General features: G+C 47.0%; 16 protein-coding genes and 2 riboswitches. Of the genes, 5 read left to right on the forward strand and 11 right to left on the reverse strand.

Going from position 1 to position 23,354, the window contains the following annotated elements; translation table 11 throughout:
* Window positions 1–61: 61 nt before the first annotated feature.
* From ACT89M_RS21760 to ACT89M_RS21770, 3 genes are all read right to left on the reverse strand, one after another.
* Window positions 62–934 (reverse strand): carbohydrate ABC transporter permease, encoded by an 873-nt coding sequence (locus ACT89M_RS21760; RefSeq protein ID WP_090915457.1) that lies wholly within the window; start codon window positions 932–934, stop codon window positions 62–64.
* A gap of 45 nt (window positions 935–979) precedes the next feature.
* On the reverse strand, window positions 980–1,933 hold the full coding sequence (locus tag ACT89M_RS21765) for an ABC transporter permease (protein WP_090915459.1): 954 nt from the start codon (window positions 1,931–1,933) through the stop codon (window positions 980–982).
* Window positions 1,934–2,228: 295 nt separating this feature from the next.
* Window positions 2,229–4,565, reverse strand: coding sequence for a helix-turn-helix domain-containing protein (locus ACT89M_RS21770; RefSeq protein ID WP_308723464.1), 2,337 nt, complete (start codon window positions 4,563–4,565; stop codon window positions 2,229–2,231).
* Between the two features lie 519 nt (window positions 4,566–5,084).
* On the opposite strand from ACT89M_RS21770, the gene ACT89M_RS21775 reads away from it, so the two are divergent.
* Both ACT89M_RS21775 and ACT89M_RS21780 read left to right on the forward strand, forming a co-directional pair.
* Window positions 5,085–7,139: an endonuclease MutS2 gene (locus tag ACT89M_RS21775; RefSeq protein WP_308723463.1), complete on the forward strand. Its 2,055-nt coding sequence runs from the start codon at window positions 5,085–5,087 to the stop codon at window positions 7,137–7,139.
* Between the two features lie 184 nt (window positions 7,140–7,323).
* The gene (locus ACT89M_RS21780; RefSeq protein WP_154957982.1) at window positions 7,324–7,554 is read left to right on the forward strand and encodes a cysteine-rich CWC family protein; all 231 of its coding nucleotides are present in this window, start codon (window positions 7,324–7,326) and stop codon (window positions 7,552–7,554) included.
* Between the two features lie 292 nt (window positions 7,555–7,846).
* On the opposite strand, the gene ACT89M_RS21785 is transcribed toward ACT89M_RS21780, so the two are convergent.
* From ACT89M_RS21785 to gcvH, 5 genes are all read right to left on the reverse strand, one after another.
* Window positions 7,847–8,992 (reverse strand): mannitol-1-phosphate 5-dehydrogenase, encoded by a 1,146-nt coding sequence (locus ACT89M_RS21785; protein WP_308723462.1) that lies wholly within the window; start codon window positions 8,990–8,992, stop codon window positions 7,847–7,849.
* Window positions 8,989–9,423 (reverse strand): PTS mannitol transporter subunit IIA, encoded by a 435-nt coding sequence (locus tag ACT89M_RS21790; protein WP_090915471.1) that lies wholly within the window; start codon window positions 9,421–9,423, stop codon window positions 8,989–8,991. Before ACT89M_RS21790 ends, ACT89M_RS21785 begins: the two co-directional genes overlap by 4 nt.
* A 1-nt stretch (window position 9,424) precedes the next feature.
* The gene (locus ACT89M_RS21795; protein ID WP_154887575.1) at window positions 9,425–11,533 is read right to left on the reverse strand and encodes a BglG family transcription antiterminator; all 2,109 of its coding nucleotides are present in this window, start codon (window positions 11,531–11,533) and stop codon (window positions 9,425–9,427) included.
* Window positions 11,534–11,599: 66 nt separating this feature from the next.
* On the reverse strand, window positions 11,600–13,063 hold the full coding sequence (locus ACT89M_RS21800) for a PTS mannitol transporter subunit IIBC (RefSeq protein WP_154887573.1): 1,464 nt from the start codon (window positions 13,061–13,063) through the stop codon (window positions 11,600–11,602).
* A 444-nt stretch (window positions 13,064–13,507) separates the two neighbouring features.
* Window positions 13,508–13,900: a glycine cleavage system protein GcvH gene (gcvH, locus tag ACT89M_RS21805; protein ID WP_154887570.1), complete on the reverse strand. Its 393-nt coding sequence runs from the start codon at window positions 13,898–13,900 to the stop codon at window positions 13,508–13,510.
* A gap of 345 nt (window positions 13,901–14,245) precedes the next feature.
* Window positions 14,246–14,368, forward strand: a riboswitch (glycine riboswitch).
* Window positions 14,369–14,371: 3 nt separating this feature from the next.
* Window positions 14,372–14,472: riboswitch (glycine riboswitch) on the forward strand.
* A gap of 229 nt (window positions 14,473–14,701) precedes the next feature.
* Here gcvH and gcvT point away from each other — a divergent pair.
* The 3 genes from gcvT (at window position 14,702) to gcvPB (ending at window position 18,791) form a co-directional block, all read left to right on the forward strand.
* Window positions 14,702–15,844, forward strand: a complete 1,143-nt coding sequence (gcvT, locus tag ACT89M_RS21810) for a glycine cleavage system aminomethyltransferase GcvT (protein WP_154887568.1) — start codon at window positions 14,702–14,704, stop codon at window positions 15,842–15,844.
* On the forward strand, window positions 15,841–17,196 hold the full coding sequence (gcvPA, locus tag ACT89M_RS21815; RefSeq protein ID WP_154887565.1) for an aminomethyl-transferring glycine dehydrogenase subunit GcvPA: 1,356 nt from the start codon (window positions 15,841–15,843) through the stop codon (window positions 17,194–17,196). Before gcvT ends, gcvPA begins: the two co-directional genes overlap by 4 nt.
* Before the next feature lie 86 nt (window positions 17,197–17,282).
* Window positions 17,283–18,791, forward strand: a complete 1,509-nt coding sequence (gene gcvPB / locus ACT89M_RS21820) for an aminomethyl-transferring glycine dehydrogenase subunit GcvPB (RefSeq protein ID WP_373323330.1) — start codon at window positions 17,283–17,285, stop codon at window positions 18,789–18,791.
* Between the two features lie 253 nt (window positions 18,792–19,044).
* Here the strand turns inward: gcvPB and ptsP are convergent, their stop codons facing one another.
* From ptsP to ptsG, 3 genes are all read right to left on the reverse strand, one after another.
* The gene (gene ptsP, locus ACT89M_RS21825) at window positions 19,045–20,757 is read right to left on the reverse strand and encodes a phosphoenolpyruvate--protein phosphotransferase (RefSeq protein WP_090915483.1); all 1,713 of its coding nucleotides are present in this window, start codon (window positions 20,755–20,757) and stop codon (window positions 19,045–19,047) included.
* Complete coding sequence (locus ACT89M_RS21830) at window positions 20,750–21,025, reverse strand: HPr family phosphocarrier protein (RefSeq protein WP_036617010.1); 276 nt, start codon at window positions 21,023–21,025, stop codon at window positions 20,750–20,752. The genes ptsP and ACT89M_RS21830 overlap by 8 nt, the downstream gene beginning before the upstream one ends.
* Window positions 21,026–21,102: 77 nt before the next feature.
* Entirely contained in the window at window positions 21,103–23,157 is a 2,055-nt protein-coding gene (gene ptsG, locus ACT89M_RS21835) for a glucose-specific PTS transporter subunit IIBC (protein ID WP_154887563.1), read from the reverse strand.
* Between the last annotated feature and the right edge of the window lie 197 nt (window positions 23,158–23,354).

Below are 23,354 nucleotides of genomic sequence, written 5' to 3' on the forward strand. Positions count from 1 at the left end.
TACAGTCACAGACTGGTATTCACAATTTCAGTAATACGCTTCACACCACACGCTACACTAATCAGCCTTTTACCGAACCGAGCATCACTCCCTTGGCAAAATGCTTTTGCAGGAATGGGTAGACCAGCATAATCGGAATGGTAGAGAATACGATTACAGCCATGCGAATCGTAAGCGGTTGAATTTCAGTTTCTTCAATGCTCGTATCTCCAATTCGACTCTGTGCCAAAATGACAATTTCACGTAGCCAGACTTGTACAGGCCACTTCTCACTGTCGTTGATATAGATGACGGCACTGAAGAAGCTATTCCAGTGTGCCACGGCGTAAAAGAGCGAAAAGGTAGCCATGGCTGGCATCGAGAGTGGAAGCACAATGCGGAACAAAACGCTGACATCGTTACAGCCATCGATTTTGGCCGCATCTTCCAGCTCATCCGGGATGGCTTGGAAGAAGTTTTTGAGTACGATCAGGTTGAAGGCACTGATAGCCGTTGGCAACATTAGAGACCAGAGTGTATCGGTAAGATGCAAGGATTTAACGACGAAATACGTTGGAATCATACCGCCACTGAACAGCATCGTGAACAGTACACCCAGCAGAATCGGCTGGCGTCCGCGTAAATACTTTCTGGATAGCGGGTAAGCCATAAGCGATGTAAACAGCAAGTTGATTAGCGTACCCACAACGGTGATATAGATCGATACACCAAGACTTCGAATCAATGTATCCGTAGAAAAAATGTAACGGTAAGCTGCCAAGGAGAACTCTTTCGGAAAAAGAATAAATCCTCCTTTGGCCACTTCATGCGGGCTGGTAAACGACACAGCCAAAATATAAATGAACGGGATTACGGTCACAATACCAATCAAAAGCAGCAAGCCATGATTCACAAAATCAAAGATCCGGTTGCTCCATGTTTTGTCCTGTTGCATCTAATGTTCACTCCTGTCTGATGAAGAGCGTCTGTCAATATTGCATTAATAGACGCCTTCCTCCCCGAATTTTTTGGCTAACGTGTTGGCACCAAGCACTAGCGCCAGTCCGACAACCGACTTAAACAATCCGACAGCAGCACTATAACTGTACTGTGCCTGGGTAAGCCCCTTCGTGTATACGTAGGTATCAAATACCTCGCCCACGTCACGGTTAGTAGGTGTCAGCATCAGGAAGATTTGTTCAAAGCCTGTATCCAGGAAGTGACCCAGACGCAAAATGAGCAAAATGATGATGGTACTCCGAATCGCTGGCAACGTAATGTGCCAGGTCTGACGCCAGCGGTTAGCACCGTCAATCCGAGCAGCCTCATAAAGCTGCGTATCTACGCCAGAGAGTGCCGCCAGGAAGATGATTGTGCCCCAGCCTACTTCTTTCCAAATGGATTGTCCTACAATCATCGTACGGAACCATCCTGGTTCAAGCAGAAAGGCAATTTTTTGTCCCGTCAGGTTGTAGAGCAGTTCATTGATTGCACCGCCTTCAGTCGTGAACAGCATGTAGAACACACCAACCACAACAACCCAGGAAACAAAGTGTGGAACGTAAACCAATGTCTGCACGAAGCGTTTAAACCGCTCCCGCCGAACCTCATTCATCATGAGCGCAAGCACAATAGGTAATGGAAAAAAGAAAACCAGATTATAAATCGCAAGCAAAAACGTGTTTCTAAATAAGGTCCAGAACTGCGGTTCTCCAAAAAAACGCTGGAAGTGTTTGAATCCTACCCAATCACTCCCCAGGATGCCTTTGTACGGCGTGTAATCCTGAAAAGCCATCGTAATCCCATACATCGGTATGTATTTAAAGATAACAAAGTAAAGCACTCCCGGAATCAGCATAATGTACAGCCACCGGTTTTTGATGACGTCCCTCCAGAGCAGGTTTTTGTCACTGCGGGTAGCGGGCCTTGTTCGAGCAGCCGTTTCGGCTTTCATAGTGTCTTCCTCCCCACGTTGGAAACGATTACAAAAGATCACTTCCTGAATTCATGTCTCCATTGTGGCGGATAATCGAATCACTGGCTATCATCTCGTTTTAGCCTCTTGTTTTTCCTTGTGTATCAAGGGTTTCAACCACTTAAGAATGGCTGGCGATACTTGAAATGAACTGCTTTCAACCTGCATGTTCCTGGTTTAACTATGGCTTATAAGCTGCAAATGGGCTTAAAAAGAAAGTTAAATTGAACGACAAAAGCCTGCCTGCCATGGGGGGCAGAGCAGGCCTTGTTCTCTAGCGTTGCTGCTCCCGGTACTTGCCGGGAGTTGTTCCTGTTATTTTGCGAAATGTACGGATAAAAGCTGTCGGGTTCGTGTAATTTAATTTTTCGGCGATTTCCGATATTTTTAAATCTGTCGTCTGTAGCCACGTTTTGGCTTTTTCCATGCGGTACTCTGCTAGATATTCGGTAAAATTAACACCCGCTTCCTTCTTGAAGACCCGGCTTAGATAGACAGGATGAAAGTTCAATTCCTCAGCACAAGCCTCCAGCGATAAATCCCGATCATACCGTTCCTCGATCAGTCGAATCATCCGGCGGGCGATATTCATATATTGTGACTCCTCTTGTTCCTTCCAGTAACGAATCACAGGCAGAAATAAACGCTTACGGAACCAACCCGTCATCTCGTCCAGTGTAGATAATTTCAGCAAGTATGCCATGGAAGCTTTCTCACCAAGCACTTCTGCCACATCTCCGCCCTGCTCTTGCACAAGTTGATATACCCGTGACAATAACTGCACCATGATGACTGGATACTCGGTGAAATGCAGCTTTTTATCCGCCAGTAATCCTAAATATTGTGTAAAATAGATATCTGTTTTTTCTTCGTCTCCCTGTTTAATCGCTGAAGCTAACTGATCTTCGATCATTCGTAACTGCGTATACAGCGCAGCTTCCATCTGACCTCTTGGTTGGATGTCCTCATAATGTAAAATAATACGGCTACCCAAGCTGACTCTGCCTTGCAACGCTTCTTTGCTCTCTTGATAGGCTCTAGGCGTATCTCCAATGCTGGAATAAGCCCGGCTAATACCTATGCTTACTGGCAGATTCAGATAGGTTACAACCCGTTCACGAATCCAATCGGCCTGTGTGTGCATCCATTCCTTCAGCTGCATCTCATCACTCAGTTCAGAAGCAAGCACGGTAACCTGCGCATCATCTAGCATGACCGGTGTGAACCGAATCTCGGAAGGAATCAACTCACCTACCATATTATTGACCGCAAATAGCAATAGATCCCGATCCTGCTCCTCATATCTCGTGCCTTCAAGCGTATCAATCTGAAGCATCAGTACGCCCAGATGTGACCATCCGGTCGGGAAATCATACAATTCGCCCTGATATCTGAAATCTTCTTCCGATATTTTACCTGTCAGCAGCTTGGTCATGAAAAACTCCTGAAGATGCACATGTTGCCCCTTCATCTGCTCACGCATCGTTCTCTCCGAACTGAACAGGGTAGACAAGCGTTCCTCAATATAAATAAACTCATCCTGACGGCGTCCAGCTGGAGGGAGCGGAGAATCTAACCCTTTTGTAAACTGCAACAGTCTAGAGATAGGTGAGTACATACGCCGGCTACCGTAGATGGCCACAAGCCCTGTCACCAATAACATGATTAACGTCGCCACACCGGTCACCACTGCGATTTTTTGCGACTGGGCTGTAATCTGTCCAAGCGAAACAACCGATACGTATAACCAGCCGTTTAGCGGAGACTGCCTGTAGCTGACGGCTACGGGTTTGCCCTCCACTTCTGCGCTGTAAAAACCTTGTGCTTCCCCCGTTGTCTGAACCTTCTCCTGAATGTCTTGGTTGAGCAGATCGTATTTATTTCCATAATTCGTGTCATTCAGAAAGTATTTCTGGTCTTTATCCAGAACATACAAATCACCCGAATTCGGATTCCGGCTCAAAAAGCTGCTCAGCTCTGCATCCGCAATATCAATGACAAGGAACCCTTTCGGTTTCACATTTGTGGGCACCATCGGAATTTTAAAAACCATGCTGACTACATTATCAGAAGAGATCAAGGTAGGAGCCTGTTCTGTTAAAGCCTCACCCATGCCAGCAGATACAGGCACACTCTCTTTGGATGAACTTTTATTCTGAGTCACCCAGAACAAACTGTTGGTGTATGTAAGATAAGTTCCGATTCGGTCTCGAATGCTGAAATCATTGATTTTACCAAATGAACGCATCGATACGACCCAGTCCTGTTCCAGATTTACAAGGTAAGCCTGATCAATACTTGTGACTGCCTGAAGATTGTTAAAACCGGATGTCAAATCACGAATTTCTTGAAATTCGCTACTATTCAGCGGTTGCTTCATTGCACGGAGCACCAAAGGTGAATTGACATACTGGATTGAGGACAGTTGTAAACTTCGTAATACTTGTTCCACTCGCATCTGAGTCTGATGTAGTATCTGAAGATTACTCTCGCGCACTTTCTGTTCGATATCACGCGAGGCAATCGTATACGAGACGGAACCAATCACAATGACTGGCAATGCCCCAAGAATCATCGTAAAGCAGAGCAGACGCAGTAGATATTTAGGCAAGAAGAGCATCTCCCTTTTATAAAAAATCGCTTACATTGGATTAAATTACTATTGTTATTTTAAAACCCAATCATAATCAAGTCCACATCTTTATTCAGAATTGTTGACTTGAAGTGATTTCCAGTTTATATTACATGTATATTCCTCAGGTCGAAGGAGAGATTTTGATGTCGGTGAGCGTTCTTAACTAATCAAGTTTCATATTCAGGAGTTTGGCTTTTCATGACACTTTTGCCGTCAAGGCATACGTGTGTTTCATGATGCGTCAGATCCCTGTACTTAGTTAAGAACAGCGGAAATCAAACATCGCCTCCGGGATTGCCTATGTCCGGGTCTATTTCCGCGCTGTGTTCAGCGCGGATTTTTTTTGTATAGACTCTCTTTATGGACTCTGCTTTCCCATACGTTCAGGGCGGAGAATGACGTTTGTTCATTCTCCGCCCTTTTTGTGTTTTCCATGAGGAATTTTTTTGACTATAAGCACAACAAAAACATTTTACATGAAGGAGAGATTTACACATGAACAACAATACCAACAATAATGACGCTAGCAATACGGCAAATATCAAGAGTTCAAACGAACAAACCCTAACCATTCTTGGCTTCCATCATATTCAAAAAAATATTGCTGACTGCGCCCTTTCCTATCTGGGCAAACGTTATGCCCGTGAACTCAAACCGATGACCGATGTGCATCTGATTCAGATGCGTCTGGACGAAGCTGCGGAGGCCACAGCTCTTGTCCGTTTTGGGGCGAGCGTGCCCATCCCTTCGCTGGAGGGGATGGAAACGATTATTAACCTGCTTGGCACGGGATATCTGTTCAGTGAACGCGACTTCAGTCATCTCGCGCAATTTCTACACAGCTGCACACAGCTGATGAAGTATATGGAGAGTAAATCCGGCATCGCTCCCATCGTAAGTCGTTATGCATCATCTATGATGCTTATGGAATCCTTACGAAGTGAAATTGAACGTTGTATCCACAACGGTCGAATTCAGGATCAAGCGAGCAAGGAACTCGTACGGATTCGAAAAAGAATGACCGTGCATGAGGAACGCATGAAGCGCAAGCTGGATTCACTGGTTAGTAAGCACCGTTCGATCATGCAGGAGCAGGTCGTGAGCCAGCGAAATGGAAAAACCGTACTGCCCATTAAAAAAGAGTTCCGTAAACAGGTTAAAGGCAGTGTACTCGACGAATCGGGTAGCGGCCAAACCGTATATATCGAACCAGCCGAGCTGTCAGGACTGCAGATAGAACTCTCTTCACTGCAAGCCGAGGAGTCCAGGGAAGAGATGAAAATCCTTGGAGACTTGACTTCTCTGACCGAATCGTACAGCCGGGAAATTGCACTGAATACAGAAACCGTTGGCGTGCTTGACTTCCTGTTTGCCAAAGCAAAATATGCGGCGGCTATAGATGGTCGATCCGTAAGCGTTAATAGCAACGGTAAAGTTAAACTGCAACGAGCGAGACACCCCTTGATGGGGCCGTCCATGGTCCCGCTTGATTTTTCCATCGGATACACTTACTCGTCCCTTATCATTACAGGCCCGAACACAGGCGGTAAAACCGTTGCTCTCAAAACATTGGGGTTGCTCACTCTCATGGTGCAATCTGGGCTGCTTGTTCCTGTGGATGAGAGAGGTGAAATGGCCGTGTATGAACAGATCGCAGTGGATATTGGCGATGGACAGAGTCTTGAGCAGGCACTAAGCACATTCTCAGCGCATATTCGGAATATGATTACCATTTTGGAGCAGGCGAATCCTTCCACGCTTGTACTGATTGACGAGATGGCATCAGGTACAGATCCTGGAGAGGGCGTAGGGCTTTCCATTGCTATGCTGGAGGAATTGCATCACCGCGGAGCAACCGTGGTAGCTACAACACATTTCGGAGAAATTAAGCATTTTGCCTCTGCGACGCCTGGGTTTGAAAATGCACGCATGGAGTTTGATACCGTATCTCTCCAACCTCTGTATCGACTTCGGATCGGAGAAGCCGGTGAAAGCTATGCATATTCGATCGCGCTGAAGCTGGGCATGCCCCAGCATATCATTGCTCGTTCCAAATCTGTTGTGGATGAAGCTCTCACGAAGAACATGATGCAAGATGTTGCAAAAGAATCGCAATCACAAACAAATAGTGAACATCACACTACCTTGTCTGTCTCTATGGAACACACTGATTCTATAGAGCAAAATGCACATACGACCGTCCCAAATAAGACTATATCTCCAAACGGTGCGCCTCCCGTCTCCGATCCGGCACCAGCACCAATACGTGCCTTTCGTAAAGGAGACCGCGTCTACGTTGCCTATCTGGATCAGGCAGGTATAGTAAGTGAAGAAGAGGATAACCGTGGACAGATCGGGGTCATGATTCGGGGCCGCAAACTAAAAATTCATAAGAAACGTCTGCGTCTGCACATCTCTGCTGATGAGTTGTATCCAGCCGATTATGATCTCGACATTGTGCTGGAAAGCAAAGAAAACCGCAAAAAACGCAAACTCATGGGGCGCAAGCATGTCGAGGGATTACAAATTGAGCTACCACCGGAAGATTGAAGGTACGCCCACGCATTTAAAAAATCAACCTGTGCATACGTTACTCTCATACGGGTACTTGCGGTGTAGATGGAGTAAGTCACGATTATAAAAGTTGGGAGCAAAACCAATGTATTTGTTATACTGAAATCAACAAAAGGTCATTGCCCGGATTGTAAAACAATGTAAAGGAGGGAGATAGGCCATGTCTGATCAACAGGACAGCACTCCCAAACAATCGCTCAATGCTCTGATATGTCCACTTTGTGGGGAAAGCAATGGTTGTGCCTATGCTGAAGGTAAACCACATTCGGAATGTTGGTGCGGCCATGTTTCCTTCCCCGAAGGTGTGTTTGAACGCATTCCAGCCGAGAAACGCGGCAAGTCATGCATTTGTCAGCAATGTTTGGAGAACTATGTACGTGAGCATGAGTAACTATTTTGCTATAACCAGCTCTTATTCGCTAAAAGCGATATGAAGAGCCGATTGTTAACTAGGATCGAAAAATAAAAGAAACCATTCCCTCTCAAATGGAACTGTATCATGAATTTGAAGGGATGGTTTCTTTATATTGGAGACTTAAGTTCGTTATTACGTTTGGTATCTCTATTTCATCTATATTTCTGTATAAACAGATAGATAAACTTGCTAACGTTCCAGCCTTAGTGGATCCACGCTGAGCTTTCAATACACTATGCCAGACTTCGATTACTGTTATACAAACCGATTACATCTGTTTGTACTGCTTCACTGCCTCCACCAGTACCGGATGATTCTCATCCATACCAGTATAGTGCGATAATGCGGCTTCAACGCCTTTTTCGCGAATCATGCTTTGTAGCTCCACCGCTTCGGGATCATCAGACACATCAAACTTGCAGGCCGCACCCATGCCCATGGCGAGATGTGTCACTGGCATGTCTTCTTCATACGCCAGAAGTGCCGGGCGAACGAGACGATCATTCGGGGAAAGCTTGCGTAGTGGCGAGCGCCCCACACGGGTTACCTCGTCGGTCAGATAAGGATTAACAAACCGCCCCAAAATTTTTACAATATACTGCTCATGTTCTTCCGGGTTGAAACCAAAGCGTTTCACCAGCACCTGACCCGTTTCCTGCAGTGCTCCATATACCACGGATTTCATCTTTTCATCGGCAATAGCCTTCTGAATGGTATCATATCCGTGCACATAGCCGATATATGCCGCAACGCAATGTCCCGTATTCACAGTAAACAGCTTACGCTCAATGTACGGTTCCAGATCGTGCACATAAACGACACCATCCATTGGTTTGAATGCAGGTGCCATTTGCGAGCGATCCACTACCCACTCGTAAAAAGGCTCCACCTGAACATGCAACATGTCTTCATGATTCTGGATGGGTACAATCCGGTCTACGGCCGAATTGGGAAAGTAAACATATTCATCAGCAAACCCGCGAGCCTGCTCATCCAGCAAAGCATACACATGCTCTTTCAGCTGAGCGCTTCCACCGATGGCATTTTCACAAGCGATAATATGCAACGGCTTTTGTACAGAACCTGCACGTCTTCTTTGCTCCAGACCTTCTGCAATTCCTGGTGCAATATGCTTTAGTATGCCTACACCAACTGCGGTTGTAACCAGGTCAGCTTCTGCCACGGCCTTAGCAACTGTCTGCAACTCCCGTCCATCAATGGCTGTTACTCCGGTTATGGTCTCCTGATCTTTGCTTTCATTGGCAAGCTCTACGGTGTACTCCCCGCGCCTCCGAAGAGCATTCACTAGTTCCTGATTTACATCCGAGAACGTCACTTCATATCCGGCACGGGACAGAATCAAACCAATAAATCCGCGTCCGATGTTACCTGCGCCAAAGTGGAGGGCCTTCATAGCTCCATTTCACTTTCTAGAATGGTGATTACTTCCTCAGCAGTTTTCGCATAACGCAGTGCTTCCATATTCTCTTCTTCGGCACAGATTACTGCAATGCTCGTCAGAATCTCCATATGTTCGCCGCCTTGTGCAGCGATGCCAATGACCATATAAGCTTTTTCTTCTCCAAAATCAACCCCCTGCGGAAACTGAATTACCGAGATACCGGTCGAGAGAATGAACGTTTTGGATTCTTTTGTACCATGCGGAATAGCCAGTCCATTGCCGACATAAGTGGATACAATCTCTTCACGCTCAATCATTTTGTCAATGTAATCTGCAGTGATATGACCTGCATCCTTCAAAATCTGTCCTGCCATACGAATCGCTTCATATTTATCTTGAGCCGTCGCGTTCATGATGACTTTGTCTTTTGTTAACATACTCATGTTAAATACCTCCAATTTCATTTTTACTGCGATAGAACCCAACCAGTTCACGGGAAAGGTAATGGATGATTTCATCCCTGTTTCCTTTGCCCAGCAGTGTAATCATCTCTTCTTGCAGAAGCAGTGCACTAATCTCGCTGAGCACCTCCAAACTTTCTTTGGACAACTCCTTTGGCCCCAGCATCAGTAATACATGACTGACACCTTCCGGGTCCTCCACTGTTCGAAGCAGAGGTTCCTCTAGTTGAAAAAGACTGATGGACGGCTTGTAGATACTCTCACTCCGTGTATGGAAAAGGGCCAGCTGCGTCCCGGGAATCTTCTGACTTCCCATCGACTCGCGAACCTCAAGCAACTTGGCGACCTCGCCCGGGTCTTTCAATATGCCTGAGCGATGTGCAACCTTACACATCCCAAGCACACTTTGAGCAAAATCAAGATGCGCATTATCCATTGCATGTACCTGAAACTTACCGATAATGCGTACAATTTCAAGCAGCGTTGCTTCCATTCCGTCCGCATCGGAGATCCTACGAGTGGGTGTCTCCTTGCCCATGTCGCGGGATTTGCGATGTTGCCGCTGTAACGTTGTAGTTTTGATAAAATGTCGCAAGCTCTCGCTTTCTTCGGCTGTCAATAGCGGACTGACCTTGTAATACTGATCTTCCTCCATCGGTAAATCGACCGTAGACAACACCAGATCATACTCATCGGTTGGCATTCGTGCGGCTTCGTACCAAGAGACACTGTCTATAATCTGGATCTCCGGAAATTCCTTCGACAACCGGCTGGATAACATGCGCGAGGAGCCAATGCCACTGTTGCATACAACGATGGCCCGAATTTCCTGCTTCAACGCTCGCAACCGTTCAATGGATGCACCAAAGTGCATGACTAGAAAACCGATCTCCTCATCCGGCACTTCTGCTCCCGGCCATGCATGTAACACAGACCTTTTCACCTGTTCAAAAAGAGTGTCATAATCCTTGCGAATTTGTTGCAGCAGTGGATTACGTATCATCTGATGCCCTTCAAGTCGCTCCATTACCGGTACCATATGTGCAATTAAACCTTCACGTAGCAAGCGGTCTTCATGAAACGCATAACCTGTTCTTTGTTGCATCTGGTCCGTAAGCGAATGCACCCTGTCCATCAGAATCAGATCATCGATCGGGAGCAGTCGTGAAGAATGGATCTGTTGCTCTGTCTCCGTAAGCAATTGGTGAAAATAAGCTTGCTCTTCATCCGAGAAGCCGACTCCAAGCTGTGAGGATAGAACACTGCAAAGGCGCGAAGCCATGAAAACTGGCACTCTCTCTTCATGTTGCTCTGCCACGGTTCCAGTGCCTGCAATCGTTCTTATCCCTGAGGAAGAACGTTCTATGTTAAAACCTTTACGTATCCGAACCACAGCAGCCGATAACTGAATGAGCAATTTCATGTATTGCCGCTCAGGTATCTTTTCAAGCCATTCGATATCCGGTTGCCACAATGCATTTTCAATGGTAAGTACATCGCTGTGACCAATCATACTGAGCAACTTTTGATTAACGATGGAGCCTCCTTGCTCAGGCTGTCTACCAAAGAGATCCGACTCATCCAGTACTTCCAAAGCAAGCGCTGCAATGGCTCTGCGATGAATCGCTTCACTTCCGGTAATTTTGACACCGTAGCCTCGCCTTCGAACAAGCTTCAGACCCGCCTGCCGAATGCGTGACTCCAGATCATCCAGATCGGTGGTGACCGTCGAAACGGTCACTTTCAGATCGGAAGCGAGAGCAAGCAGTTTGACCGGCTCAGCTTCATCCAGCAGGATGCAAAGCATGAAGAGCTTACGCTCTTCCGGCGTAAACTCTACATATTCATTACCCTCCAGTTTCTGGCGTAATGCACTGAGGTCATCTGAACCGGAATCAATGCGTATTCCGGTTCCCGACTTTTTTTCGAGGCGCATACCGAGTGGTTCAAGCCACTGTTCAATCATCAGCAGCTCACGATGCACGGTACGTGTACTCACTTTTACTTCAACGGCAATTTCACCCGCGGTGACTTCATGGGGATGTTCCAACAGGAATTCCACGATTTCACGTTGTCTTTTGGTAATACTCATATCTCAGCCTCCGGCTCTGGGAAAACGGCTGCCCTTGTTTGAAGCTGGTTCGCAGTCTGCTCCCTTTTACTTCAAACGTTCAACAAGCGCATCGTATTCCGGGCTTTTTAGGAAGTTGTCAATGGATATATGCTCTGCATTAGGTGCTACCGAACGTGCACGATCCGTTAGTGTTTTTTGCGTAATAACAACGTCTGCGTCTTGCGGAATTTCACTGATCGCCGTGTTAGTTACAGCAACGTCAATTCCTTCGGTTTTCATTTTCTTGCGCAGAATCGAAGCACCCATTGCACTCGACCCCATACCTGCATCGCAGGAGAAAACAATCTTTTTCACATCTGCTTTTGCCTTGGATGCAACGGAAGTTGCGATATCCGCTACTCTGTTCGCTTCATGGTTATCCGCTGTGATGGTTGCGTTTGCAGTGTTGCCTTGGCTCTTCATATCTTTCATTCGACTGGAGGCTTCTTCCAGATCCTCTTCCTTCTGTTTACCCGTTTTGAGTAGCAGAGAGGCAATCAGGAAGGAAACCACAGCTGCCACGATAACCCCGGCAAGCATTGGGATATATCCACCTTTTGGCGTCAACAGAAAATAGGCAATGATACTGCCTGGTGACGGTGCCGAAACCAATCCCGCGCCAGTTAGCATGAACGTTAACGTACCCGCTACACCGCCGGCGATGGCTGCCAGAATCAAAATAGGTCTCATCAGGATGTACGGGAAGTAAATCTCATGAATCCCGCCGAAGAAATGAATGACCACCGCACCAGGTGCAGAAGATCTCGCCATTCCACGACCGAAGAAACAATAAGCGAGCAAAATACCTAGTCCTGGTCCCGGGTTAGACTCAAGCATGTAAAGAACGGATTTACCTAATTCTCTTGCCTGATCTGTTGCAATTGGTGTTAAAATCCCGTGGTTAATGGCATTATTAAGGAACAATACTTTACCCGGTTCAATAATCAGATTGACGAGTGGTAGCAAGCCCAGGTTCATCAAACCTTGTACGCCAGCAGACAACACTTTGCTAATGGCCTCTACTGCCGGCCCGATACCGAGCAAAGCAAAGATCGCCAAAATACCACCGATAATTCCTGCCGAGAAATTGTTGACCAGCATCTCAAAACCGGCTCTGATCTTGCCCTCAATGGATTTATCGAACTTCTTGATCACCCATGCACCGAAAGGCCCCGCAATCATGGCCCCGAGGAACATTGGAATATCCGTTCCGACAATGACACCGATGGTCATAATCGCCCCGACGACACCACCACGCGTGCCATGCACCATCGTACCCCCGGTATAACCGATCAGTAGCGGCAGCAAATAAGTAATCATCGGCCCTACAAGCTGCTCTATTGTCGCATTCGGAAACCATCCTGTTTTAATAAACATCGCTGTAATTAATCCCCAAGCAATAAATGCTCCCATATTGGGCATGACCATACCGCTCAGAAATCGTCCGAAGCGTTGCACACCAACACGTAACCCACCTTTGGAATTGGATGTTTGATCCAAATTACTCATTGGTTTATCCTCCTTGAATCAAGTCATTATTTCGTATGAAAGGGGTATCATTGATCCCCTGCTGTAATCCTAAGCGAGAAAACCTTCCTGTTCAATCAAATGAAAGCGTACTTTCGTCATGAACAATGATGACAACATTGGATTATGTAGTCGCTCTTAATTAGGAATATATGCTCAACCCTTTGATACGCAAGGCTTTTCTTGCCTATGACTTTATTCATATACAACATACAAAGCAATAAAATAGCTTGGTCCGTTTGCAATTTTTTTATTCATGATGCTATGTCACTCCTACTTAAATTCCTCCAATATGCAGAAAAAAACAGCAAAAAAACCTGCATAAGCTCATAGCTCACGCAGGTTTAAATAGCAAGATTTTTTATATTCAATTAGGATCATATATATGTCAATAAGTACAAATCAACTCGACAATCCAGTCGAATTCTATTCCTCAGTATGTTTAAGATAAGCATCCGCCTTCAGCAATGTGGATAATGCAGCTGTTACATCTCCATCGACACGGATTTCGATCATCCAACCTTCTTCGTAAGGAGAGCTATTCACCAGTTCTGGCGAGTCTTGCAAAGCTTCATTCACTGCAACAATGGTGCCGCTGACAGGTGAGAACAGATCAGATACCGTTTTGACGGATTCAATCGTACCGATGCTGTCTTCTGCTTTTACACCGGCTTCAAGATCAGGCAATTCTACAAACACAATGTCACCCAGCTGATGCTGCGCGAACTCGGTAATGCCAATACGTACGGTATCCTCCCCTACGGTTTGCACCCATTCGTGCTCTTTACTGTACAGGAAATCATTTCTCAATTCGCTCATCGATATCCGCCTCGCTTTTCATTAATGAGTGCATGCGTTCTTTGACCTTCACCTTTTTCCCAGACAATAGCGTATGATATTTCAGATTCAAATGTCAAGTTAGCTCACAGTTTATTTCAATTTCGATACCCACCTTGTGTAACCTCACACTACTCTTTCTGCATATAATGGCGAATATTAGAATAGTAAGCGCACTCTTTTAAAATAACCGAACATTAATATAGTATAAACATTAAATATTCGTATTTTACACAATTTCAATGATATCGTTCTTGACATCAGGACTGTATTCACGTTTTAATGAGAAGAGCAACTGAAGTTAATTGGACTACGTATGAACCGCGGATGAATGTAAAGGGAGAGATTGCCCGTACACCCGGTTTGGGGATGTGCATGAGGCGGCGCCGAAGGAGTAAACCACCGACAAGCGGGGGTGAATCTCTCAGGCAAAAGGACTTTTACAGGACGCAACTCTGGAGAGCATCTAATCGTCCTATACGGACGTTATGATCACCCAAGGGGAAACCTGTCTGAATAAACGGCGGGGTAACTCTCAGGTACAAGGGACAGAGCCTAAGAATACAGCGTGCTACTTGGCATGCCGGTTCTTTGGCCTGTCCTTTTCCTTTTTCCCAAAAAATGAATTGCAGGTTCTAGAATCGTACTGAACATAACCAATGAAAAAATGTAGAACAGTCGGCTGTTAACTCTCGATTACCAAAATTACTTAAGCATTATTGATCTGGCTCACAGAACGTGTTTTCATACTTGGCCTACTACGGCCCATGACGAGGTGATTGGATGTCTGATTTATTAAGAACACCACTCTTCCCCCTATACGCGCAATATGAAGGTGTACGTTGCATTGATTTTGGCGGTTGGGAGTTGCCCGTGCAGTTTAGCGGTATTCAAAAAGAGCATGAAGCCGTGCGCGAGCGCGCCGGGCTGTTTGATGTATCCCATATGGGCGAATTCACCGTAACGGGTGAACAGGCAGAAGCCTTTTTGCAAAACATGACAACCAACGACGTGACCGCAACTGTACCAGGTCAGGCACAATACACACTGATGTGTTATCCCGATGGCGGTGTAGTGGATGATCTGCTCATCTATAAACTCGCGGAGCAACACTACATGCTGGTCGTCAATGCCTCCAATATCGACAAAGACTGGGCATGGTTGCAGGAGCACATTATACCTGGGGTGAACATCACCAATGATTCCGAGCAAACGGCGTTGCTTGCGCTACAAGGCCCTTTAGCGGTCGATATTCTCTCGAAGGTTACAGGTTCAGAGATAGATGCAAGCTCCATCGAACCGTTCCGCTTCGTGCAGCATGCCGAGGTATGCGGAGTAAAGCTGCTGCTATCACGAACCGGTTACACCGGAGAAGATGGCTTTGAACTGTATGTTGCAGCTGATCAGGCAGCCCTCGTATGGAACGGACTGATGGAAGCCGGTGCTGATGTAGGCCTCGTTCCAGCAGGACTTGGTGCACGTGATACACTGCGATTCGAAGCGAAGTTGCCTTTATACGGGCAGGAATTATCACCAACCATCTCTCCACTGGAGGCAGGGCTGGGCATGTTTGTGAAACTGAACGCCGGGTCTTTTATCGGACACGAAGCTTTGTTGCAACAAAAAAATGACGGCCCTGCCCGCAAGCTGATCGGTATCGAAGTGCTGGAGCGTGGCATACCGCGGCCCCATTACCCGATCTATGCGGATGGCGTTCAGATTGGTGAAGTGACAACCGGTACACAGTCGCCGACCTTGAAACGTAATCTGGGGCTTGCCCTGATTGACAGCAAATATACTGCACTGGGTACACCACTGGAGATTGAGATTCGTGGCAAAAAGCTAAAAGCCGAGGTCGTCAAGACCCCTTTTCATAAACGGACACGTACGTCAAAGACACCTACCCAAGGAGCTGAGCAAGCATGAGCAAGCACCGCTACATCCCCATGACAGAACAAGACCAGAGCGCTATGCTGGCCACGATCGGCGTGGATACTCTTGAAGATTTGTTCAAAGATATCCCGCAGGAAATTCGTTACCAAGGCGAGTTGCCTGTGTCCTCCAAACTGGATGAATATGCCTTAACTCGCCATATGTCGAAACAAGCTGGCTCCAATGCCAACTTTGAAACACACGCCAGCTTCCTCGGCGCAGGCATCTATGACCACCACATCCCTTCGGTCATCAACCATGTCATTTCCCGTTCGGAGTTCTATACAGCCTACACCCCTTATCAGCCGGAGATCAGCCAAGGAGAATTGCAGGCTATCTTTGAATTTCAGTCGTATATTTGTGAACTGACAGGTATGGCGGTAGCCAACGCGAGTATGTATGATGGTGCAACGGCTTTTGCAGAAGCTGGCAATCTTGCCGCCGCAGCTACCCGTCGTAAACAGCTTATTGTATCTCGCACCGTTCACCCTGAAGCCCGTCAAGTATTGCAGGCGTACGCACATGGCCTGAGTCTGGAGATTGTAGAGATTGGTTATAAAGATGGGGTTACAGATTGGGATGCCCTGCAAACGGCAATTTCGGAAGATACCGCAGCGGTTATGATTCAGAGCCCGAACTTCTTTGGTGCCGTGGAAAATATAAAACAGGCTGCCGACCTTGTGCACACGCACAAAGGACTGCTCGTGGTGAGCGCCAACCCGCTGTCGCTCGGTTTGCTGGAAGCCCCAGGCAAGCTGAGGGCCGACATCGTCGTAGGCGATGCGCAGCCCCTCGGAATCGCCGCTTCGCTCGGCGGACCCACTTGCGGATACTTCGCCGTGTCCCAGGCTCACATGCGCCGGATTCCTGGTCGAATCGTCGGCCAGACGACCGATCGCAACGGCAAACGAGGCTTCGTGCTGACGCTGCAAGCCCGCGAGCAACACATTCGCCGCGAAAAAGCGACATCTAACATCTGCTCAAATCAGGCGTTATTAGCGCTTAGTGCTTCTGTCTATATGTCTACCATGGGAAGACAAGGCATGATTGATGTTGCTGATCTGAATTTGCAGAAGAGTCACTATGCACGAAATACGTTAACAGCTATTCCCGGAGTGAGACTTACTTTTACTGCTCCTACGTTTAACGAGTTCGTCATCCAGCTCCCTGAAGAAACCGATGTGGATGCTCTTCAGCTGAAACTGCTGGATGCAGGCTTCATCGGCGGTTATGAACTCGGACGTGAATATTCGGAACTGGCAGGACATATGCTCATTGCGGTCACCGAACGACGCAGCAAAGAAGAGATCGATGAATTCGCACGTGTATTGGAGGGAACGCTGTGACTCAGGAAACGACCACAAAAGTAACCATTGCGGGAGCTTCATCGGAAACATCTAACCTACATCAGTCAGTCAATCAGCAGACTGGAGTGGACTCGCAAGCATTAGGAACCCCAACCAGTCCGCAAGTCGCACCATCCGTTGCTCCCGAACAAACTCTGATTTTTGAACTGAGCAGTCCCGGACGTGTGGCCTATTCCTTGCCGGAATGTGATGTTCCCCGTCAGGATGCTGATACGTTGATTCCCCGGGAAATGCTGCGCTCGGAAGCGGCCGCGTTGCCGGAAGTATTCGAGGTTGATGTTATTCGTCATTATACGGCATTGTCCCGCCGCAACTTCGGGGTAGATAACGGCTTTTATCCACTTGGTTCCTGTACAATGAAATACAATCCAAAGATCAACGAAGATGTAGCACGTTACAACGGCTTTGCCAAAATCCATCCGTATCAGCATGAATCCAGTCTTCAAGGTGCTCTCGAACTGCTCCATACTTTACAAAATGATCTTGCAGGTCTGACCGGTATGGATGCCGTAACTCTGCAACCTGCTGCCGGAGCACACGGGGAATGGACCGGGCTTATGATGATTCGAGCTTATCACGAAAGCCGTGGTGAACTGCGTACCAAGGTTATCGTACCCGATTCATCTCATGGCACGAACCCGGCCAGCGCAACCGTAGCTGGATTCGAAACGGTGACAATCCCGTCGCGTACGGACGGTTTGGTCGATCTTGATGCTCTCCGTGCAGCAGTCGGTTCAGATACCGCAGCACTCATGCTGACGAATCCGAATACGCTCGGTTTGTTTGAAAAGGATATTCAAGATATTGCGTCCATCGTACACGAAGCTGGCGGATTATTGTATTATGACGGAGCTAACTCCAATGCCATCATGGGCATTACACGTCCGGGAGATATGGGCTTTGATGTGGTGCATCTGAATTTGCATAAAACGATGAGTACACCTCACGGTGGTGGTGGACCTGGTGCCGGACCTGTCGGTGTGAAGAGCCGCCTGATCCCGTTCTTACCTAAACCGATGGTTGTTCAAAATGATCAAGGCATGTACGCTCTGGATTACGAAGGAGATCAATCGATCGGTCGGGTCAAAGCCTATTATGGTAACTTCGGTATTCTTGTTCGTGCTTATGCTTATATTCGCACTTATGGACCAGAAGGGCTTCGCCGTGTGTCCGAATGTGCTGTGCTGAACGCCAATTATATGATGGCTCGCCTGGCACCTCATTACGAGATTCCTTATCCTGGCGTGTGCAAACATGAATTTGTCATGTCAGGCCGTGGCCTGAAGCAGTATGGTGTACGCACACTGGATGTAGCCAAACGCCTGCTGGACTTTGGGTATCACCCGCCAACCATCTACTTCCCGCTTAATGTCGAGGAGTGCATTATGATTGAGCCAACGGAAACCGAGAGCAAAGAGACGCTGGACGGATTTATCGATACAATGATCCGCATTGCGAAGGAAGCCGAAGAAACACCGGAATTGGTGCTCAACGCTCCGTACGGCACGCCGGTAACTCGTCTGGATGAAACGACCGCAGCACGCAAACCTGTATTAAACTGTGCTTGTAGCTAAATAAGTTAAACTAATTTTTTATACAGTCTATTTCGGTGACAGAATCCCCTGTGCGTGATGAGATATTCTCTCACTCCCATAAGGGGATTTTATTTTATTTTATTCACTTGTAAGAGTAGCTATCCTGTCACTACGATAAAAAAGCAAAAAAAGCCGGCCCCACTGGATCGTGGACACCGGCAATATTGCTGCAATAACGCAGCCCTTTATCGGAAAAAGAAAGACCTCAAATCCGGAGGAAACTCCGGCAAAATTACGCTTGAATGCTTTGAACCAGTTCAACCACTTGTTCAGCGGTTTGCATTTCCAACGCTTTGGCAGCGAGTTCCTGCATGTCCGCACGGGACAATTTGGTGATTTGGCTACGCGCTGGCAGAATGGAAGTTGCGCTCATGCTGAACTCATCCAGTCCAAGACCAAGCAGCAATGGAATTGCTGTTTCGTCTCCTGCCATCTCACCGCACATGCCAGCCCATTTACCTTCACGATGCGCTGCATCGATAACCATTTTGACCAAACGCAAAATAGCTGGGTTGTATGGTTGATACAGATAAGATACACGCTCATTCATCCGGTCAGCAGCCATCGTGTACTGAATCAGATCGTTAGTACCGATACTGAAGAAGTCCACTTCTTTGGCGAATTGATCTGCCATTACAGCTGTTGATGGAATTTCGACCATGATCCCGAGTTGAATGCTGTCGGAAACAGCGATCCCTTCAGCGACCAGCTTTTCCTTCTCTTCGAGCAGGACAGCTTTGGCTTCACGGAATTCACCCAGTGTTGCGATCATAGGGAACATGACACGCAAGTTTCCGTGTACACTTGCACGCAGCAACGCACGCAATTGAGTACGGAAGATATCCAGACGGTCCAGACACAGACGAACTGCGCGGAAGCCGAGGAATGGATTCATTTCTTTTGGCAGATCCAGATAAGGAAGCTCTTTGTCTCCACCGATGTCAAGTGTACGAACTACAACAGGTTTGCCTTCCATTTTTTCGAGTACCGCTTTATAAGCATTGTACTGAATGTCTTCGGAAGGAAGCTTGTCTCTGCCCATGTACAAGAACTCGGTACGATACAAGCCTACCGCCTCGCCGCCGTTTTCCAATACACCTGTTACATCGTTCGGCGTACCGATATTTGCAGCCAGTTCCACATGAACGTTGTCCACCGTAACCGTTGGTTCGTCACGCAGTTTTCTCCACTCCGCACGCTGTGCATCATACTGTTCCTGTTTGGCACGGTATTCAGCAACGACGTCATCTGTAGGGTTAACCAGAACTTGACCGTCCAGACCGTCAACAATGATCAAGTCTCCTTGTTTCGCTTGAGCCAAGATGTCTTTCGTTCCAACCACAGCCGGAATCTCAAGCGAACGAGCCATGATAGCGGAGTGAGAAGTACGTCCACCGATGTTGGTTGCAAAACCTTTTACGTATTGGCGGTTCAATTGAGCTGTATCAGAAGGTGTTAAATCCTCTGCAAGCACAATCACTTCTTCACTGATTTCAGCCGGGCTCATGAAGTCGATACCAAGCAAGTGATTTAGCACACGCTTCGTAACGTCACGCATATCCGCAGCACGCTCTTGCAGGTATGCACTCTTCATGTTTTCGAACATCGAGATGAACTGGGAAGCTGTTTCATTCAATGCGAATTCTGCATTGATCATGTCATCAGCGATCTTCGCTTTTACCGGATCAATCAGTTCCGGGTCATCCAGGATGAGCAAATGCGATGCAAAAATCTCTGCTTTTTTCTCGCCAAGCTCTTGTAAAGTACGCTCTTTGATTGCCTCAAGCTCAGCGCGGGATTTACCCAGCGCCGAGTCAAGTTTAGCAATCTCTGCGTCAACGTCGTTAATCTGGCGTTTTTCTACAGAGTAGTCAGGATGCTCCAAGATAAACGCCTTGGCGATAGCAATACCCGCCGAAGCCGCGATCCCGGAAACATTAAGCATTAATTTCGCCCAACCCTTCGTTAACCATAACGTCTGTCAGAGCTTGAAGAGCTTCAGCTTCGCCTTCACCTTCAACGATGATGCTGATGGTGTCACCTTGCTCCAGACCGAGGGAAAGAACGCCCAGAATGGATTTCAATGTTACTTTTTTGCCGTTAGCTTCTGCGAAGGATTCAGCACCTTTGAATTTGTTTGCTGTATTAACCAGGGCAGTTGCCGGACGTGCGTGGATACCATCTTCGTCTGTAATTCTGAATGTTTGTTGCATTACAATCATCTCGCTTTCAGTAGTTTAGTTTAGGCATTGCATATATTTACACTTGCTTGCCATCGTTGGAACAGTTCTTATTTTATCTCAATGATCGGCTGATCGCCAACTTTGAGCACGCCACTCTTCTTCAAAGTGACGGTAGAACCTTCTGGCAGGTTGGTGAATATCACCGGAGAAATGATCGAAGGAGCGTTCGCTTTGACATACTCCAGATCCACTTCCATAATCGGTTGTCCTGCGGATACCAGGTCACCTTCCTGAACCAGTACGTTGAAACCTTGGCCTTTCAGTTTCACCGTATTAACACCTATGTGTACAAGCACTTCCTTACCGCCGTCGGACATGATGCCCACGGCATGTTTGCTTGGAAATACATTAAATACTTTACCATACACAGGGGATGTAATCGTTCCGTCATGTGGCAAAATGGCGAACCCGTCACCTGTCATTTTCTCAGCAAAGACTGGATCAGGTACATTGGTAATATCCATCAGCTCACCATTGACTGGCATCACGATATCCTCTGTGACAATGCGTTCACCTTGTTCTCCTTGTGCTTTCTCCTCTTCAGGAGTTGGTTTAACTTCAGCAACTGGAGTTGGTGCAGGTGTACGCCCTGCAATGATATCTTGCATTTGGGACTTGATCGTATCGGAACGTGTTCCGAAGATGGCTTGAACATTATTACCCACTTCAAGCACACCAGATGCACCCAATTGTTTCAAACGATCTTTTTGTACATTGGATTTCTCATTCACTTCAATCCGCAAACGAGTAATACATGCATCCAGATGTTTAATGTTTTCCTTCCCGCCAAAGGCTTCGAGGATATTGTGAGGCAGATCGTCCGTGGAGCCTGAAGAACCGCCGGATACCGTTTCCGCAGATGCCTCTTCACGTCCAGGTGTTTTGAGATTGAACTTGCGAATGATCAATCGGAATCCGAAGTAATAGATCACGGCAAGGATCAAACCGACGATAATAACATCCCACCATGGTGTGCGGTTTGGAATGATACCAAAGATCAGGAAGTCAATGAAACCGCCTGAGAAGGTCATCCCGATCTTGACATCGAGCAATTGCATCGTCATGAAAGACAAACCTGCAAAGATACAGTGTACTGCAAACAAAATCGGTGCTACGAACAGGAATGAGAACTCGAGTGGTTCTGTGATCCCTGTCAGGAATGATGTCAGCGCAGCTGAACCCATGATCCCTGCAACATATTTTTTATGCTCTGGTCTTGCTTCATGGTACATCGCAAGTGCCGCTGCTGGCAAACCGAACATCATGAACGGGAATTTACCAACTTGGAACGTTCCCGCAGTCAATTCAACGCCATCGCGCAACTGGCTGAAGAAAATCTTTTGGTCCCCGCGAATAACATCGCCGGCTTTGTTCACATATTCACCGAACTCAAACCAGAATGGGGAGTAGAAAATGTGATGCAGACCAAACGGAATCAGTGACCGTTCTACAACACCGAAGATAAAGGCCGACAAAGTCGGGCTGGTATCTACCATGAAGTGAGAAATGGCATTTAGTCCGTTCTGGATTGGTGGCCAGATGACCACGAGCAGTAACCCTAACAACAGGGAAACTACTGAAGTGACAATAGGAACAAATCGTTTACCCGCAAAGAATCCAAGGTAAGACGGCAGTTCAATTTTGAAGAACCGATTGTAACACAGCGCTGCAGCGATACCAATAATGATACCTCCAAAAACCCCTGTGCTTAGTGTAGGAATACCCAAGATACTTGCATAACCAGGTACTTTGCCAATCATGGCAGGCGTAACACCTACTGCAGAACCCAGAGTTACATTCATCACCAGGTAACCGATGATGGCTGCAAGTCCTGCTACACCTTCACCGCCAGCGAGTCCAACAGCTACCCCGACAGCAAACAGCAATGCCAGATTATCAAATACGATCTGACCTGCGTTCATCATTATAGTTGCAATCGAGTTAACCCACGGGGTATCGAGCGCAGTCACATATTGCAGGAAATCCGGATTCACCAGCATGTTACCAATTCCGAGCAGCAAACCTGCGGCTGGCAAGATCGCTACAGGCAACATGAGAGCTTTACCTACTCTTTGCAATACACCAAAAAGCTTTTTAAACATCGCGTCGTATTCTTCCTTTCGTCTAAGTCTGTATGTCGTGATGCAAGCAATGGAACACAAAAAAGGCATGAACTAATAAAAGTGAACTGCGCCTACCTTGGGGTATAGCATACCCTTAAAAAGGTAGAACAATCACACTCTAATTAACTCATGCCTGATCGAGTCAGTAACACGTCGCTTATGTTTATTCAGTTGCT

Source organism: Paenibacillus sp. NN59, from assembly GCF_057597225.1.

Bases quoted from the DNA above. Each gene is read 5' to 3' on its own strand.
- ACT89M_RS21800 (WP_154887573.1), bottom strand. From the start codon at position 13,063: ATGAGTAATTTGGATCAAACATCCAATTCCAAAGGTGGGTTACGTGTT.
- ACT89M_RS21780 (WP_154957982.1), top strand. From the start codon at position 7,324: ATGTCTGATCAACAGGACAGCACTCCCAAACAATCGCTCAATGCTCTG.
- gcvT (WP_154887568.1), top strand. From the start codon at position 14,702: ATGTCTGATTTATTAAGAACACCACTCTTCCCCCTATACGCGCAATAT.
- ACT89M_RS21785 (WP_308723462.1), bottom strand. From the start codon at position 8,992: ATGAAGGCCCTCCACTTTGGCGCAGGTAACATCGGACGCGGATTTATT.
- ptsP (WP_090915483.1), bottom strand. From the start codon at position 20,757: ATGCTTAATGTTTCCGGGATCGCGGCTTCGGCGGGTATTGCTATCGCC.
- ptsG (WP_154887563.1), bottom strand. From the start codon at position 23,157: ATGTTTAAAAAGCTTTTTGGTGTATTGCAAAGAGTAGGTAAAGCTCTC.
- ACT89M_RS21760 (WP_090915457.1), bottom strand. From the start codon at position 934: ATGCAACAGGACAAAACATGGAGCAACCGGATCTTTGATTTTGTGAAT.
- ACT89M_RS21775 (WP_308723463.1), top strand. From the start codon at position 5,085: ATGAACAACAATACCAACAATAATGACGCTAGCAATACGGCAAATATC.
- ACT89M_RS21765 (WP_090915459.1), bottom strand. From the start codon at position 1,933: ATGAAAGCCGAAACGGCTGCTCGAACAAGGCCCGCTACCCGCAGTGAC.
- gcvPA (WP_154887565.1), top strand. From the start codon at position 15,841: ATGAGCAAGCACCGCTACATCCCCATGACAGAACAAGACCAGAGCGCT.
- ACT89M_RS21795 (WP_154887575.1), bottom strand. From the start codon at position 11,533: ATGAGTATTACCAAAAGACAACGTGAAATCGTGGAATTCCTGTTGGAA.
- ACT89M_RS21790 (WP_090915471.1), bottom strand. From the start codon at position 9,423: ATGAGTATGTTAACAAAAGACAAAGTCATCATGAACGCGACGGCTCAA.
- gcvH (WP_154887570.1), bottom strand. From the start codon at position 13,900: ATGAGCGAATTGAGAAATGATTTCCTGTACAGTAAAGAGCACGAATGG.
- ACT89M_RS21830 (WP_036617010.1), bottom strand. From the start codon at position 21,025: ATGCAACAAACATTCAGAATTACAGACGAAGATGGTATCCACGCACGT.